Origin of the sequence: Caballeronia sp. NCF2 (assembly GCF_023631205.1) — a bacterium.
GTDB classification, from domain to species: Bacteria; Pseudomonadota; Gammaproteobacteria; order Burkholderiales; family Burkholderiaceae; genus Caballeronia; species Caballeronia zhejiangensis.
The window spans coordinates 16,092-30,733 of record NZ_JALQDN010000064.1; the positions used below are offsets into that span (position 1 = coordinate 16,092).

Genomic DNA, 14,642 nt, shown 5'->3' on the forward strand with positions numbered 1-14,642 from the left:
GCGATTTTCAGCAAGCCGTCCGTGGTCGAAGCTGTCATCGAAATCATCGCGAGCCGTTACGCTCGCTCCCGGGGATCTGTCGTCGCCGAGCAAACCTGTCGAGGAGAAAGTATGGCAAGTTTTGATCGGGAAGATTCGGAGCTGGATATCGTCGCGCCGGCGCGCAAGGCACCGGGCCGGCGGGCGAACAAAGGGAAGGGCCAGGCCGGCACGATACAGCCCGATGTCGCGATGACCGCCGAACAGAATGAAGAGCGTCAGCGTCAGATGCGCGCGCTCATCCAGTTGGGCAAGGAGCGCGGCTATCTCACGCACGCCGAGATCAACGACCACCTTCCGGATAACTTCGCTGAAACGGCGGCGATGGAAACCGTCGTCAGTACGTTCCACGATATGGGTGTCGCGGTCTACGAGCAGGCGCCGGACGCCGAAACGCTGCTGCTGAGCGACAACGCCCCAAGCGTCGTGACGGACGAGCAATCGGACGAAGAAGCGGAAAACGCGCTGTCGACCGTCGATTCCGAATTCGGCCGCACGACCGACCCGGTTCGCATGTACATGCGTGAAATGGGCGCGACCGAGCTGCTCACGCGCGCCGGCGAAATCGCGATTGCGAAGCGCATCGAAGACGGGCTGCACGAGATGATTCAGGCGATCGCGGCGTGCCCGTCGACGGTCGCGACGATTCTCGCGGACGCGGCGCAAGTCGAATCGGGCGAGCTGAAGATCGACGAACTGGTCGATGGCCTGAAGGAAGAGGACACGGCAGATGAAGACATGTCGGCTTCCGATACGACCGACTCCGCCGAAATCGATACGGATACCGACGAATCCGACAGCGACGAAGACGACGACGACGATCTCGATGGCGCTGGCGATTCCGCTGCATCGAACGAAGCGCGTCTGAAGCAACTGAAGGCCGACTGTCTGGAGATCTTCGCACGCGTGCGCGAGCTGGCGGAACAGGCGAGCAGTCCTAAGGGTTCGGGTGCCGCTGCGGCGAAGGCTGTCGAAAAGGCTCGAGCCGAAATCCAGCGCGAGCTCGGTTCGATCCGCTTCACGGCGAAGACCATCGACCGCCTGTGCGCGAACGTTCAGCAGCAGGTCGCGCAGGTGCGTGACATCGAACGTCGCGTGTTGCAGATCGCGGTGGATCGTTGCGGCATGCCGCGCGACAAGTTCGTCGAATCGTTCGTCGGTCACGAGACCGATCTCGAATGGACGGCACGTGCGTCGGCGGCTTCGAAGCAATACGGCGCGTCGCTCGAGCGCAGCCTGCCGGCGATTCAGGCAGAGCAGCAGAAGCTCATCGACATCGAAGGCGTCGTCGAGATGCGGCTGCAGCAACTGAAGAAGATCAACCGTCAGATGACGGCTGCCGAATTGAAGATGCGTCAGGCCAAGCGCGAGATGATCGAAGCGAACCTGCGTCTCGTCATCTCGATTGCGAAGAAGTACGTCAATCGCGGCATGCAGTTCCTGGATCTGATTCAGGAAGGCAACATCGGTCTGATGAAGGCGGTGGACAAGTTCGAATATCGCCGTGGCTGGAAGTTCTCGACGTATGCGACGTGGTGGGTTCGTCAGGCCGTGACGCGTTCGCTCGCCGATCAGGCGCGCACGATCCGCGTGCCGGTGCACATGATCGAAACGATCAACAAACTGAACCGCATCTCGCGCGAGATCTTGCAGCAGACGGGCCTGGAAGCGCATCCGTCGGTGCTGGCCGAGCGCATGGAAATGCCGGAAGAGAAGATCCGCGGCATTCTCAAGATCGCGAAGCAACCGGTGTCGCTGGAAACGCCGGTCGGCGAAGATGCCGATGCAACGCTTGGCGACATGATCGAAGATCAGGGCGCTGCTTCTCCGGCAGAGGCCGCCGTGCACGCGAACATGCGCGCCGCGATCGACGATGCGCTCAACGCGCTGTCGCCGCGCGAGGCGAAGGTGCTGCGCATGCGCTTTGGCATCGACACGGCTTCGGACTATACCCTCGAAGAACTGGGTAAGCAGTTCGATGTGACGCGCGAGCGCATTCGCCAGATCGAGAGCAAGGCGATGCGCAAGCTCATGCATCCGAGCCGCGCCGACAAGCTGCGTCCGTTCCTGGATCGCTGATCCTACGGGCCGCCTGGACTGACGTTCGGGCGAACTCTGAAGCGCGTGCCGCCAGAAATGGCGGCACGCGCTTTTTTTATTTGCGCGATGACATCAGCCGTGCGTCGTGCCTTTAGGCATCCTTGACGACGCGCACGCCTGCAACGCGACGATCGCCTTGTTTGCGAGCGTGAGCGTTTCCTCGCAGGCGAGGCGGTCGCGAAAGATCGAGCATCCGCCGCCGGCGTTCACTTTCGCCACCGCGTTGCGCAGCTTGTCGAGCGCGGATTGCGGCGAGCCGGCGTCGCGAATCATCGATGCGATATCGAACGCGCTGCCGGCGTCGGTTTCGACGTAGCCGGGGCATTGCGTTTGCGCGTGAGCCGCCATGCAAATCATGCCGGCAGCCGCAGCTAGCGAAAGGCGCCGGGCGCGGCGTCGAGAAGGGTAGAGGAGGGCATCCATTGGCGTCACCATCGTCAGATTCGCATTGACAAATCATGCGTTCGGCGAACTCGTGACGGCTGGAACGGACGAATGCTTGTCCACAGAATCGGTGGGCAAGATTGTGGATATCCTGAGCATCGCCGGGCCAACGTGTTGATGCGTAACGCATTTGACCCGGCGTACGAAATTCGCGCGTTGCTTCGTCTCCCATTCTGAACCGGTAAAAAAATTCGCGCCGGCCGCGTCAAAAAAGCCTAAATGCGGAATGCCTGGACGGTTTGCCCGAGTTCGCGCGCCTGCGCGTCGAGCGCGTGCGCGGCCGTCGCCGCTTCGTTCACGAGGGCGGCATTCTTCTGCATCAAACGATCCATCTGCGATACCGCGTCGTTCACTTCGTCGATGCCGCTGCTTTGCTCGCGCGAAGCCGTCGCGATCGCTTCGACGAGCATCGACACGGCGTCGACGGAAGCGAGCAGATCGGCGAGCGTCGTGCCCGCGCGCATGACCGTCGAGCCGCTCGATTCGACGTGCGCGTTCACTTCGCGGGTCAATTGCGAGATTTCCTTCGCCGCGGCCGACGAGCGTCGCGCGAGCGCGCGAACTTCCTCGGCGACGACAGCAAAGCCACGTCCGAGCGACCCGGCTCGCGCCGCTTCGACCGCCGCGTTCAGCGCGAGCAGATTCGTCTGAAACGCGATGGATTCGATCACGTTCGTAATCTGCCCGATCTGCGCCGAACGCGACGACAAATCCATCATGCGCGCGATTGCATCGGCGACGGCGCGTTCGCCATCTTTCGCGCGCTCGGACGCTTCCCTCGCCAACTCGCGCGCGCGATTCGCGTGATCGGCGTTGGCGCGAACGGTGGATGCGATCTGCTCCATGCTCGCCGACGTCTGCTGCAAGCTCGCCGCATGTTCCTCGGTGCGCGCGGACAGCGCGTGGTTGCCCTCGGTGATGTCCGCCGCCGCGACGCCGATGGTCTGCGTCGAGCGCTTGATGTCGCCGACCATCGACGCGAGCTGGCTGCGCATCAGGCTCATCGCGTACATCACGCTTTCCGTGTCGCCGCGCGCGACGGGCACATCGGTCAGCAGATCGCCTTGCGAGACGCGCCGCGCGACGCTTGCCGCGAGTCCCGGTTCGCCGCCAAGCTGGCGCATGAGCGAGCGCGCCAACGAAAAGCAGAGCCAGCCGACGAGCGCCACGCCCGCCCCGATGCACGCGCCCACGCTCCATTGCACGATGCGGCTCACGCGTTGCGCGTCGTCGTATTCCTGCTGTGCGGCGGTGAGCTGAAACGCGCGCAGATCGGTGCTTTCCTTCTTGACGCGCTTCGCTTGCGGCTCGATCTGCTGCGTGACGATCCACTGTGCTTCGGCCAAATTGTTGGCGGCGAGCAGATCCGTCGACGGACGAAAGCCTTTGTCGCGCAGTGTCGCCCAGTCGGCGGCGAGGCGCTTTGCGAGCGGCGCTTCGGTCGAATCGAGCGGATAGCGCAGATAGCGGCCCAGCAGGGCATCGATATTTGCGACGCGCTGCTGCGTCGATGCGACCACGGCTTGCGTCTTTTGCGCCGATGGATCGAGCACGGCATCGCTGATCGCGAACTGGCTTTGCGTGATGAGTTCGTCGATCGTGGAAATGGTCTGCAGCGCTTGCACGCGCCCTTCGAAGACGTGGCGTAGCGCGGCATTGCTTCGCTGGACGCCGAATAATCCGACGCTGCCGACCGCAACGAGCACGGCGGCGACCGCGCCCATGACGATCGCGAGGCGCGCCTTGACGGTGAACTTTGACATGTTCGGTAGAAGAGAAACGTGCGCGGAGAAGTCCGGAGGCGCGCAGCGACCAATCATCGGACTTTTATGGAGAGCACAATCTACCGATCGTCGACGACGTTTGTGTGACAAGCGCCGCGGTCACGCGCCGCAAACCTTTGCGTGCGCGTTCCCAACGAAAGCGACCGATGCCCCGCAATCAATCGCGCTTCGGAATCTCCAGTCCGCGCTTCACCGCAGGCCGCGCGAGAAACGCGTCGAGCACGCGCTCGACGTTCTTGAACTCGTGAAAATCCACCAGCTCGCGCGCTTCGTAAAAGCCGATCAGATTGCGCACCCACGGAAACGTGGAGATATCCGCGATGCTGTACTCGTCGCCCATGATCCAGTCGCGACCTTCGAGCCGCTTGTCGAGGACACCAAGAAGCCGCTTCGATTCGGCGACGTAGCGCGCACGCGGACGCTTATCCTCGTAATCCTTGCCCGCGAACTTGTGAAAGAAGCCGACCTGCCCGAACATCGGGCCGACGCCGCCCATCTGGAACATCAGCCATTGCAGCGTTTCGTAGCGCTTCGCCACATCGTCGGGCATCAACTGGCCGCTCTTCGCCGCGAGATAGACAAGAATCGCACCGGATTCGAAGAGCGGCATCGGCTCGCCGTTCGGTCCGTCCGGATCGATGATCGCGGGAATTTTGTTGTTCGGATTGAGCGACAGGAACTCGTCCGACATCTGATCGTTCTTGTCGAAGCGCACGAGATGCGGCTCGTAAGGCAGGCCGGTTTCCTCGAGCATGATCGAGACTTTCACGCCATTGGGCGTCGGCAGCGAATAGAGCTGAATGCGCTCGGGATGCTGAGCGGGCCATTTGCGGGTGATGGGGAAATCGGCAAGCGCGGTCATTTAGAGTCCTCGAAGGTCGAAGCGCCGAATATAACGATTTCGCGGCTTTCCTGCGTCGAAGACACCATCGCGCGCGCTGTCATCCGCTCGCCGCATCGACAGGAAAAGATTGAGGGATCTCGTACAGACGACGTATGTCGAAACGCGGAATCTGTTCTTGCCTCGACTACAAAAGCGATTGTAGGAATCGCAGCATCGATACGAGGATTGCGCGCAGCGCGAAGGTCAAGAAGTCAACGAACAACGAAGAAACCAAGCCCTTGCGGGAATGTGCAGCGCGAACGCGACGTGCGGGCCGGTCCACTGGCTCGGTTATTGCATCGGCACGGGTGCCCGGGAATCCGTGCCGGCCTTACGAACCGTTGGTTACGCTGCCATGAAAACCGCTCCTCTCGCAACGCTTACCGCAATCGCTGCCGTGGTCGGGGGACTGCTGCCCAGCCTGTGCACCGCCGCGTCTCTCGAAAGCCAGCTCGACTGCAAGTCCAGCGCGCACAACTTCATCGCACCGCTCGTCGCCGATAAATCCATCGACGCCCGCCCCATGCGCGTCGAGGCGAATTCGGTCAACGCGTTCAAGCCGACCCAGGGAAGCGAGCTCACCGCTTACGGCTTTCGCGTCTATGCCGTGCTGGGCTACGAGCACGGCGACGACATGTTCAAGCGCGGCAGCGGCCAGCCGATCAACGATTCCGCGTATGGCGTCGTGGTGCTCGCCGCGTCGGAAACGGTCGAGGCGAAGGTGCGCGAATCGGGCAGCACGGCGGTCGTCAAACAGGTCGTGCCGATGATGATGACCGCCGTCTTCTGCGACGGCAGCGGCGCGAGCAAGACGACGGCCGGCGCCGTTACGACGGAAGCGTCGCGGAATCGCTGAATCATCGCCGATAATGTTCTCCCCAAAAGCGCGCGCAAAGTGTCGCGCGCCCGACAACAGGAGAACGCCGACATGTCTGACGCAGCCAAGCAGTCTCAACGAATCGCCATCGTCACCGGAGCGGGAAGCGGGATCGGCCGTGCGGCGGCGCTGGCCTTGCTCGGCGACGGCTGGTCGGTCGTGCTTGCCGGAAGACGTCCCGCGCCGCTCGACGCGGTGATCGGCGAATCGAATGCAGCGGAGCGCGCGCTCGCCGTGCCGACCGACGTCTCCGATCCGCAATCGGTCGAGAAGCTCTTCAAGGCGGCGGTCGAGCGCTTCGGCCGCGTCGATCTGCTGTTCAACAACGCTGGCGTGACGAATCCGCCGGGACCGTTCGAGGACTGGACGCCCGAGCAATGGAAGAACGTCGTCGATATCAATCTGAACGGCATGTTCTATTGCCTGCAGCAAGCATTCCGCACGATGAAGGCGCAAACGCCCACGGGCGGCCGCATCATCAATAACGGTTCGATTTCCGCGAGCGCGCCGCGCCCCAATTCGGCGGCCTACACGGCGACGAAGCACGCGGTGCAAGGTCTCACGAAGACCGCATCGCTCGATGGCCGCAAGTACGACATCGCGGTCGGTCAGATCGATGTCGGCAATGCTTTCACCGAGCTGTCGGAGCGCATGTCGAAGGGCGTGCCGCAAGCGAACGGCGAGATCGCCATCGAACCGATGATGGACGTGAAGATCGTCGGCCAGTCGGTGCTCTACATGGCGAACCTGCCGCTCGAAGCCAACGTGCTGTTCCACACCGTGATGGCCACCAAGATGCCGTTCGTCGGCCGCGGCTGATTCTTCTTCTACGCGATCCGATACCAGACGCGAATGCCCGAGTACCAATGGCTCACGCTGGTATCGTCGCCGGCGCCGAACGTCGAGAGGCTCTCGACGTTCAGCACGTCGACGTCGTTCTCGGCAATCCACCTGTTCGCGCGCTCGACGAGCGCCGCGCCGTTCTCGTACACGTTGCCCTTGATGAGGTGATGCTGCACGATCTGTCGCTCGAAGTCTTCGTAAGCGATCTTCGCCATCCGCTGTCTCCTGATTTTCGTTCTGATGCGCCGATGTATCAGCGGTCGTATATGTTGCGGCGCAGCGCTATCGCCGCATGACGCGTTCTGCCGATTCGAGCATCATATGGCCTGAGACACGCTCGTGCGAATCGGTGAATTCCGCGTGCGGGCGGCACGAGAACGCCAAGGAGAGCACGATGGACATGCGGCAACGCGAGCACATCGAGGCAGTCGTCGCGGCGACCACGCGGGCGGACGCGCTCGGTACGGCGCGAGCGCACGACGGCATCATTCAGTCTTCATGGCGGCGTTGCGTGCATCAGTACGGACTCGATCCGTCGCGCATGCAGGAAGCGCGCATCCTGCCGCAGACGCGCCTGCGCGAGCATCAGCAGCGCATCGACGACTTCGCGCGCATCGCGCGTCACGGTCTCGAAGCCTTGTACGAGCAGGTCGCGGGCATGGGTTATGTCGTGCTGCTCACCGATGCGCTCGGCGTGACCGTCGATTACATCGGCGATGCGAACACCGATTCCTCGCTGCGCCGCGCGGGTCTCTATCTCGGCGCGGAGTGGAGCGAAGCGGGCGCGGGCACCTGCGCGGTCGGCACCGCGCTCACGACGGGGCAGGCGCTCACCGTCCATCAGATCGATCATTTCGACGCCACGCACATTCCGCTCACGTGCACCGCCGCGCCGCTCTACGATTCGCGCGGCGCGCTTTCCGCGATCCTGGACATTTCCGCGCTCGTGTCGCCGCAAGCGCGCGACAGCCAGAATCTCGCGCTGCAACTCGTGCGGATTTACGCGGGGCACATCGAGAACGCGAATTTTCTGCGCACGCATCGGCAGGACTGGATTCTGAAGCTGAACACCGCGCCGGAATTCGTCGATGTGAACCCCGAATATCTGATCGCGCTCGATGCGAGCGGACGCATCGTCGGACACAATCGCCGCGCGCATACGATGCTCGCCGCCGAAATCGGCCGTCCGGTCGCGCCGGGAGAAAGGGCGACGTCGCTGATCGGCGTGCCGTTCGATACGCTTTTCGACGCGCGCATCGAAGAGCTGGGCCGCTTCGTCTATTCGCGCCCGAGCGAATTGCGCGCGGTGCCGCTCGCAAAATCCGGCGCGCTGCTTTATCTGAGCGTGATGCCGCCCGCGCCGTGCGTCACGCCGTCGACCAACGCGACTGCGGCGCGCAGCGTGGAAGTGCCCGCGCCGCTCGCCGCGCTGTGCGGTGGCGATGCCGCGCTCAGGCGTCAACTGGAACGCGCCGCGAAGCTCGTCGATTCGCCGATCAACCTGCTCGTCAATGGCGAAACCGGCAGCGGCAAGGAGTTTTTCGCGAAGGCGCTGCATCGCGCGAGCGCGCGGCGCGCGGGGCCGTTCGTCGCGGTGAATTGCGCGGCGATTCCGGAGACGCTCATCGAAAGCGAATTGTTCGGGCATCTGCCGAACAGCTTTTCGGGCGCGGGCGCGAAGGGCAAGCGCGGGCTCATTCAGGAAGCGGACGGCGGCACGCTCTTTCTCGATGAAATCGGCGACATGCCGCGCGACTTGCAATCGCGGCTGCTGCGCGTACTGGCCGAAGGCGAAGTGCTCGCGATCGGCGCGTCGCGGCCCGTATCGGTCGATGTGCGCGTGATTTCCGCCACCCATCATTCGCTCGACGCGCTCATGCACGACGGACGCTTCCGCGAGGATCTCTACTATCGCCTGAACGGCGCGCGCTTCACGCTGCCGCCGCTGCGCGAACGAAGCGATCTCGACTGGCTCGTCGACAAGCTGCTCGAAGGCGCGGTCACGCTGACGCCGGCGGCGCGTGAACGGCTGCATCGGCATGAGTGGCCGGGCAATCTGCGCGAGCTTTGCAACGTGCTGCGCTATGCGCGCGCGGTGTGCGCGAACGGTTCGATCGATGTCGATGATCTGCCGGAAGGATTCGACGGCGCGCCGACGCCAGTCGAAGCCGAGCCGGCGCGCGCCGTCGTCGGGGATTTCGATCCGCATCGGCTGCCGCCCGAAGGCATGCTGCTGATGCAGTATCTGCGCGCGGCGAGCTGGAATCTGAGCGCGGTCGCGCGGCAGATCGGCGTGAGCCGCATGACGCTTTACCGGCGCATGGCGCGCTACGGCATCAAGTCGCCGAATCAGCGCGACGCGGGTCACTAACGCGCGATACGCCTGTACTCCCGCCGATACACCTGCCGCTGTGACACCTGTCACGGCGGCGCCCCGTACACCCTCCAAAGCGCCCGATTTCCGCGGGTAATCCCTCGCTTTTTCGCGCGCGAAAGCCGTCTTCAGATTGGCATGGCGCTTGCCTTTATCCGCCGCACAAAACACACAACGGAGACACTGGCATGCGTGACAGCGCGGCGCCGCTCGTCGGCATCATCGCCAATCCTGTTTCGGCGCGGGACATCCGGCGCGTCATCGCGAATGCGAACAGCCTGCAGCTCGCGGATCGCGTGAATATTGTGTTGCGGCTGCTGTCGTCGCTCGCGTCGTGCGGCGCTTCGCGCGTGCTGATGATGCCGGACCGCGAAGGTCTCAAGGTCATGCTCCAACGGCATCTTTCGCGCAAGCAAGGTCCGGACGCCGCGCTCGCTCACGTCGAATTCCTCGACATGCCCGTGACCGCGCGCGTCGACGACACGTTTCGCGCCGCGCGCATGATGCACGACGCCGGCGCCGATGCGCTCATCGTGCTCGGCGGCGACGGCACGCATCGCGCGGTCGTGCGCGAGTGCGGCCAGGTGCCGATCGCAGGCTTGTCGACGGGCACGAACAACGCCTATCCGGAAATGCGGGAGCCGACCATCTCCGGACTTGCGACGGGGCTCTACGCAACGGGCCGCGTCCCCGCGCGCCAAGCGCTCGCGTCGAACAAGCTGCTCGACATCGAAATTCGCGATGCGAAGGGCAGCGTGCGCCGCGACATCGCGCTCGTCGATGCCGTGATTTCGCACGAGCATTTCATCGGCGCGCGGGCGCTGTGGAAGATCGACACGCTCGCCGCCGTCTACGTCTCTTACGCCGATCCGCAGGCGATCGGCATGTCGGCGATCGCCGGTCTGCTCGAACCGCTCGGGCGGCACGACAAGGGCGGACTCGCGATCGAGCTCGGCAGACCAGGCGACTGCGAATTCGAACTGCGCGCGCCGATCGCGCCCGGCCTCGTCGAACCCGTGCCGATCGCGAACTGGACGCGCCTCGCCGACGGCGTGCCGCATCGCGTGAAGCAGAAGAGCGGCATCGTCGCGCTCGACGGCGAACGCGAGCTCGCCTTCGGACCCGGCGACGAAGTGAGCATCACGCTCAGGGAAAGCGCTTTTCGCAGCATCGATGTCGCCGCGTGCATGCGTTACGCGGCGGCGTCCGGGCTGATGCGTCAGTCCAGCAGCCACACCCGCTAGGCCAACCCACGGAAGACATCAAAGGAGACAGAGATGACAGCGACGCAACATGCGGGCGGCTTGCCGCTCTCCAAGGACGAACTGCTGAGTGCGTATCGCAAGATGCGCACGATCCGCGATTTCGAAGAGCGCCTGCACGTCGATTTCGGACGCGGGGACATTCCCGGCTTCGTGCACCTGTACGCGGGCGAGGAGGCGGCGGGCGTCGGCATCATGACGCATTTGAACGATGGCGACCGCATCGCGAGCACGCATCGTGGACATGGACACTGCATCGCGAAAGGCGTCGATCCGGTCGCGATGATGAAGGAGATCTACGGCAAGAAAGGCGGCTCGTGCAACGGCAAGGGCGGCTCGATGCATATCGCCGATCTGTCGAAAGGGATGATGGGCGCGAACGGCATTCTCGGCGCGGGCGCGCCGCTGATCTGCGGCGCGGCGCTCGCGGCGAAGTTTCGCGGCAAGGGCGAAGTCGGCATCACGTTCGCGGGCGATGGCGCGTCGAACCAGGGCACGTTTCTCGAAAGCCTGAATCTCGCGGCCGTGTGGAACCTGCCGGTGATCTTCGTGATCGAGAACAACGGCTATGCCGAATCGACCGCGCGTGACTACGGCACGGCCGTCGATAGCTACGTCGATCGCGCGGCGGGCTTCGGCATTCCGGGCGTGACCGTCGACGGCACCGATTTCTTCGCGGTGTACGAAGCGGCGGGCGAGGTCATCAAACGCGCGCGCGAAGGCGGCGGGCCGGCGCTGCTCGAATGCAAGATGATCCGCTTCTACGGTCACTTCGAAGGCGACGCGCAGACGTACCGCGCGCCCGGCGAAATCGACGATATCCGCTCGAACAAGGATTGCCTGAAGAAGTTCGCGGCCGCCGTCACGCAAGCCGACGTGATCTCCCCGGGAGAACTCGACGCGATCGACAAGGAGGTCGCCGCGCTGATCGACCGCGCGGTGCAGGAAGCGAAGGACGCGCCTTTGCCGACCGCCGCCGATCTGCTCACCGATGTCTACGTCAAATATTGATTCGAGGAGACAAACACCATGGCCCGCAAACTGAGCATGAAGATGGCGATCAACGAAGCCATCGATCAGGAAATGACGCGCGATCCGAGTGTGATCGTGCTGGGTGAGGACATCGTCGGCGGCGCAGGCGCGGACGGCGAGAAAGACGCGTGGGGCGGCGTGCTCGGCGTCACCAAAGGTCTGTACGCGAAGCACGGCGATCGCCTTCTGGATACGCCGCTCTCGGAATCGGCATACGTGGGCGCGGCGATCGGCGCGGCGGCGTGCGGCATGCGTCCGGTCGCGGAGCTGATGTTCATCGACTTCATGGGCGTGTGTTTCGACCAGATCTTCAATCAGGCGGCGAAGTTCCGCTACATGTTCGGCGGCAAGGCGGAAACGCCCGTCGTGATCCGCGCGATGGTCGGCGCGGGCTTTCGCGCGGCCGCGCAGCATAGCCAGATGCTGACCTCGCTGTTCACGCACATTCCGGGGCTGAAGGTCGTGTGCCCGTCGACGCCCTACGACACGAAGGGATTGCTGATTCAGGCGATCCGCGACAACGATCCGGTCATTTTCTGCGAGCACAAGAATCTCTACGGCTTCGAAGGCGAAGTGCCCGAGAACTCGTATGCGATTCCGTTCGGCGAAGCGAACGTCGTGCGCGACGGCAAGGACGTGTCGATCGTCACGTACGGCTTGATGGTGCATCGCGCGCTGGAGGCCGCCGCGACGCTCGCGAAGGAAGGCATCGAAGCGGAAGTCGTCGATCTGCGCACGCTGTCGCCGCTCGATCTCGATACGGTGCTGGAGACGGTCGAGAACACGGGCAGGCTCGTCGTCGTCGATGAGGCGAACCCACGCTGCAATATCGCCACGGATATTTCCGCGCAGGTCGCGCAGCAGGCGTTCGGCGCGCTGAAAGCGGGCATCCAGATGGTCTGCGCACCGCATACGCCGGTGCCGTTCTCGCCGACGCTCGAAGATCTTTACATACCGAGCGCCGCGCAGATCGCCGACGCCGCACGAAAAACCATGAAGGGAGGAAAGCACTGATGGCCGCAATCACACCGATCGTGATGCCCAAATGGGGCTTGTCGATGAAGGAAGGCACGGTCAACGAATGGCTCGTGGAGGAGGGCACGGAGATTACCGTCGGCATGCCGATCCTCGATGTCGAAACCGACAAGATCGCCAACGCCGTCGAAGCGCCCGACGCGGGTTTGCTGCGTCGGCGGGTCGCGTCGGCGGGCGATACGCTGCCGGTCAAGGCGCTGCTCGGCGTGCTCGCGCCGTCCGACGTGAGCGACGCCGATATCGACGCGTACGTTTCGTCCTACGTCACGCCCGCCGAAGATGAGGAAGCGGGCGAGGAAGCGGCGGCGTATCACTTCGTCGATGTCGATGGCATCCGCGTGCGCTACGCCTCGCGCGGCGGCGACGATGCGAGCCGGCCCGCGGTGTTGTTCATCCACGGCTTCGGCGGCGATCTCGACAACTGGCTGTTCAACCTCGATGCGCTCGCCGAAAGGAACCGCGTATTCGCGCTGGATCTGCCGGGCCACGGACAATCGACGCCTAAAGTGCCTGGAACGTCTCTGGCAGCGCTGGCCGCGTTCGTCGGCAAGTTCATGGACGCCGTGGGTCTGGAAGCGGCGCATCTCGTCGGCCATTCGATGGGCGGCGGCATCGCGGCGCAGATGGCCGTCGACCAGCCGTCGCGCGTGCAGTCCGTGTCGCTCATTTCGCCTGCCGGCTTCGGCGATGAAGTGAACAATGCGTACACCGAAGGCTTCGTCACGGCCGAATCGCGTCGCGAGCTGAAACCGGTGGTCGAGCTGCTGTTCGCGAATCCCGAACTCGTCAGCCGCCAGATGCTCGACGATCTCCTGAAGTACAAGCGGCTCGACGGCGTCAGCGACGCGCTGACATCGCTCAACGGCGGCTTGTTCGCGGGCGGAAAGCAGAGCGCGCTGCCGGGCGGCAAGCTGGCTGCGTCGGGCAAGCCGGTGCTCGTGATCTGGGGCGAAAAGGACCAGATCATTCCCGCCGCGCACGCGAAGCATGCACCGGAAGGCGCGACCGTTCGCGTGTTCGACGACGCCGGGCACATGAGTCAAATGGAGAAGGCCAACGAAGTCAACGCGTTGTTGAAGGAGCACGTAGGCAAGGGCGGCTGATCGCCCGGCGCGCGCCGCGGCGGAGCAGGACACCGTCGCGGCGCGTCCGCGCGTTCTTGACTACCATGTCGGGATCGCGTCTGCGTCGGCGCGTCATTCCTTCGATGCCATGCCCTTCCAACTGATCGATCCCGCCGCGCTTTCCGGCGATCCGCACGATCCGCTGCAAGCCGAAGAAGCGCTCCTCGCGCGCGCGGCGGCGGGCGATGCCGTCGCGCATGTCTGGGACGCGCCTGCATCGCTCGTCGTGCCGCGCAGCTATCAGCGTTACGCGGCGCTCGCCGACGCGCGCGAGGCTTTTGCTGCGCGCGGCTGTCCCGTGTGGCTGCGTCTGTCCGGCGGCGGTCTCGTTCCGCAGGGTCCGGGCGTGCTCAATCTGAGCCTCGCGTATCCGGTGCGCGCGCCGATGGGCGCGCTGTCCGAAACCGTCTACGTGCATCTGTGCCGGATTCTCGCCGATGCGCTCAGCTCGCTCGGCGTGCTGACGCACTGGCAGGCGGTCGAAGGTTCTTTCTGCGACGGCCGCTTCAATCTCGCCTGGGGCCCCGGCGACGACGCCCGCAAGATCGCGGGCACCGCGCAGTACTGGCGGCGCGTGCCGCACGGCGACAAGGACCAGCCGCTCTATGCGGTGCTTGCGCACGCCGTCCTGCTCGTCGATGCCGATCCGATCGAAATCAACGAGCGCGCCAACGCCTTCGAAGCGATGATCGAAAGCGGACGCCGCTACGAAGAACTGCGGATCGTGACCGTTGCGCAGGCGCTCGCCTACGAATGCTTTTCGATGCCCGCCGACCTGCGCGAGCGCGTGCGCGCGACATTGATCGACCGCGTGAAGGATGCGTCGCCGCCGGAACAATAAAAAC

The 14,642-nt window shown here is 64.1% G+C and carries 13 protein-coding genes; 9 read left to right on the top strand and 4 right to left on the bottom strand.

From position 1 onward, the window contains the following. Positions 1–111 precede the first annotated feature (111 nt). Entirely contained in the window at positions 112–2,118 is a 2,007-nt protein-coding gene (rpoD, locus tag NCS02_RS23150; protein ID WP_250503428.1) for an RNA polymerase sigma factor RpoD, read from the top strand. A 93-nt stretch (positions 2,119–2,211) separates the two neighbouring features. Here the strand turns inward: rpoD and NCS02_RS23155 are convergent, their stop codons facing one another. The 3 genes from NCS02_RS23155 to NCS02_RS23165 form a co-directional block, all read right to left on the bottom strand. After that, complete coding sequence (locus NCS02_RS23155) at positions 2,212–2,487, bottom strand: hypothetical protein (RefSeq protein ID WP_008347139.1); 276 nt, start codon at positions 2,485–2,487, stop codon at positions 2,212–2,214. A 311-nt stretch (positions 2,488–2,798) separates the two neighbouring features. After that, entirely contained in the window at positions 2,799–4,346 is a 1,548-nt protein-coding gene (locus tag NCS02_RS23160; protein ID WP_250503429.1) for a methyl-accepting chemotaxis protein, read from the bottom strand. A gap of 178 nt (positions 4,347–4,524) precedes the next feature. Further along, on the bottom strand, positions 4,525–5,229 hold the full coding sequence (locus tag NCS02_RS23165; RefSeq protein WP_008347144.1) for a glutathione S-transferase N-terminal domain-containing protein: 705 nt from the start codon (positions 5,227–5,229) through the stop codon (positions 4,525–4,527). A 376-nt stretch (positions 5,230–5,605) separates the two neighbouring features. Between NCS02_RS23165 and NCS02_RS23170 the strand changes: the two genes are divergently transcribed. Together NCS02_RS23170 and NCS02_RS23175 are read left to right on the top strand one after the other, a co-directional pair. After that, a complete protein-coding gene (locus NCS02_RS23170) occupies positions 5,606–6,106 on the top strand; it encodes a hypothetical protein (RefSeq protein WP_250520006.1) in 501 nt (166 codons plus the stop codon). 72 nt (positions 6,107–6,178) lie between these two features. Continuing rightward, positions 6,179–6,946, top strand: a complete 768-nt coding sequence (locus NCS02_RS23175) for an SDR family oxidoreductase (protein WP_008347148.1) — start codon at positions 6,179–6,181, stop codon at positions 6,944–6,946. 8 nt (positions 6,947–6,954) lie between these two features. On the opposite strand, the gene NCS02_RS23180 is transcribed toward NCS02_RS23175, so the two are convergent. Then, on the bottom strand, positions 6,955–7,185 hold the full coding sequence (locus NCS02_RS23180; RefSeq protein ID WP_008347150.1) for a hypothetical protein: 231 nt from the start codon (positions 7,183–7,185) through the stop codon (positions 6,955–6,957). 179 nt (positions 7,186–7,364) lie between these two features. Here NCS02_RS23180 and NCS02_RS23185 point away from each other — a divergent pair, with 179 nt between their 5' ends. The 6 genes from NCS02_RS23185 to NCS02_RS23210 all read left to right on the top strand — a co-directional run bounded on the left by NCS02_RS23185 (position 7,365) and on the right by NCS02_RS23210 (position 14,638). Further along, positions 7,365–9,341, top strand: coding sequence for a sigma-54-dependent Fis family transcriptional regulator (locus tag NCS02_RS23185; protein ID WP_250503430.1), 1,977 nt, complete (start codon positions 7,365–7,367; stop codon positions 9,339–9,341). 191 nt (positions 9,342–9,532) lie between these two features. Beyond that, a complete protein-coding gene (locus NCS02_RS23190) occupies positions 9,533–10,588 on the top strand; it encodes an ATP-NAD kinase family protein (RefSeq protein ID WP_250503431.1) in 1,056 nt (351 codons plus the stop codon). Positions 10,589–10,621: 33 nt separating this feature from the next. Then, positions 10,622–11,617: a thiamine pyrophosphate-dependent dehydrogenase E1 component subunit alpha gene (locus NCS02_RS23195; protein ID WP_008347155.1), complete on the top strand. Its 996-nt coding sequence runs from the start codon at positions 10,622–10,624 to the stop codon at positions 11,615–11,617. Positions 11,618–11,635: 18 nt separating this feature from the next. Further along, positions 11,636–12,652: an alpha-ketoacid dehydrogenase subunit beta gene (locus NCS02_RS23200; RefSeq protein WP_008347157.1), complete on the top strand. Its 1,017-nt coding sequence runs from the start codon at positions 11,636–11,638 to the stop codon at positions 12,650–12,652. Beyond that, entirely contained in the window at positions 12,652–13,776 is a 1,125-nt protein-coding gene (locus NCS02_RS23205; protein WP_008347159.1) for an acetoin dehydrogenase dihydrolipoyllysine-residue acetyltransferase subunit, read from the top strand. Before NCS02_RS23200 ends, NCS02_RS23205 begins: the two co-directional genes overlap by 1 nt. A gap of 109 nt (positions 13,777–13,885) precedes the next feature. Continuing rightward, positions 13,886–14,638 (top strand): lipoyl protein ligase domain-containing protein, encoded by a 753-nt coding sequence (locus NCS02_RS23210; RefSeq protein ID WP_250458098.1) that lies wholly within the window; start codon positions 13,886–13,888, stop codon positions 14,636–14,638. Positions 14,639–14,642 lie beyond the last annotated feature (4 nt).

Excerpts from the sequence above, each read along its gene's own strand:
- NCS02_RS23155 (WP_008347139.1), bottom strand. The coding sequence starts at position 2,487 with ATGGCGGCTCACGCGCAAACGCAATGCCCCGGCTACGTCGAAACCGAC.
- NCS02_RS23175 (WP_008347148.1), top strand. The coding sequence starts at position 6,179 with ATGTCTGACGCAGCCAAGCAGTCTCAACGAATCGCCATCGTCACCGGA.
- NCS02_RS23200 (WP_008347157.1), top strand. The coding sequence starts at position 11,636 with ATGGCCCGCAAACTGAGCATGAAGATGGCGATCAACGAAGCCATCGAT.
- NCS02_RS23210 (WP_250458098.1), top strand. The coding sequence starts at position 13,886 with ATGCCCTTCCAACTGATCGATCCCGCCGCGCTTTCCGGCGATCCGCAC.
- NCS02_RS23165 (WP_008347144.1), bottom strand. The coding sequence starts at position 5,229 with ATGACCGCGCTTGCCGATTTCCCCATCACCCGCAAATGGCCCGCTCAG.
- NCS02_RS23190 (WP_250503431.1), top strand. The coding sequence starts at position 9,533 with ATGCGTGACAGCGCGGCGCCGCTCGTCGGCATCATCGCCAATCCTGTT.
- NCS02_RS23185 (WP_250503430.1), top strand. The coding sequence starts at position 7,365 with ATGGACATGCGGCAACGCGAGCACATCGAGGCAGTCGTCGCGGCGACC.
- NCS02_RS23180 (WP_008347150.1), bottom strand. The coding sequence starts at position 7,185 with ATGGCGAAGATCGCTTACGAAGACTTCGAGCGACAGATCGTGCAGCAT.
- NCS02_RS23170 (WP_250520006.1), top strand. The coding sequence starts at position 5,606 with ATGAAAACCGCTCCTCTCGCAACGCTTACCGCAATCGCTGCCGTGGTC.
- NCS02_RS23160 (WP_250503429.1), bottom strand. The coding sequence starts at position 4,346 with ATGTCAAAGTTCACCGTCAAGGCGCGCCTCGCGATCGTCATGGGCGCG.
- NCS02_RS23195 (WP_008347155.1), top strand. The coding sequence starts at position 10,622 with ATGACAGCGACGCAACATGCGGGCGGCTTGCCGCTCTCCAAGGACGAA.
- rpoD (WP_250503428.1), top strand. The coding sequence starts at position 112 with ATGGCAAGTTTTGATCGGGAAGATTCGGAGCTGGATATCGTCGCGCCG.
- NCS02_RS23205 (WP_008347159.1), top strand. The coding sequence starts at position 12,652 with ATGGCCGCAATCACACCGATCGTGATGCCCAAATGGGGCTTGTCGATG.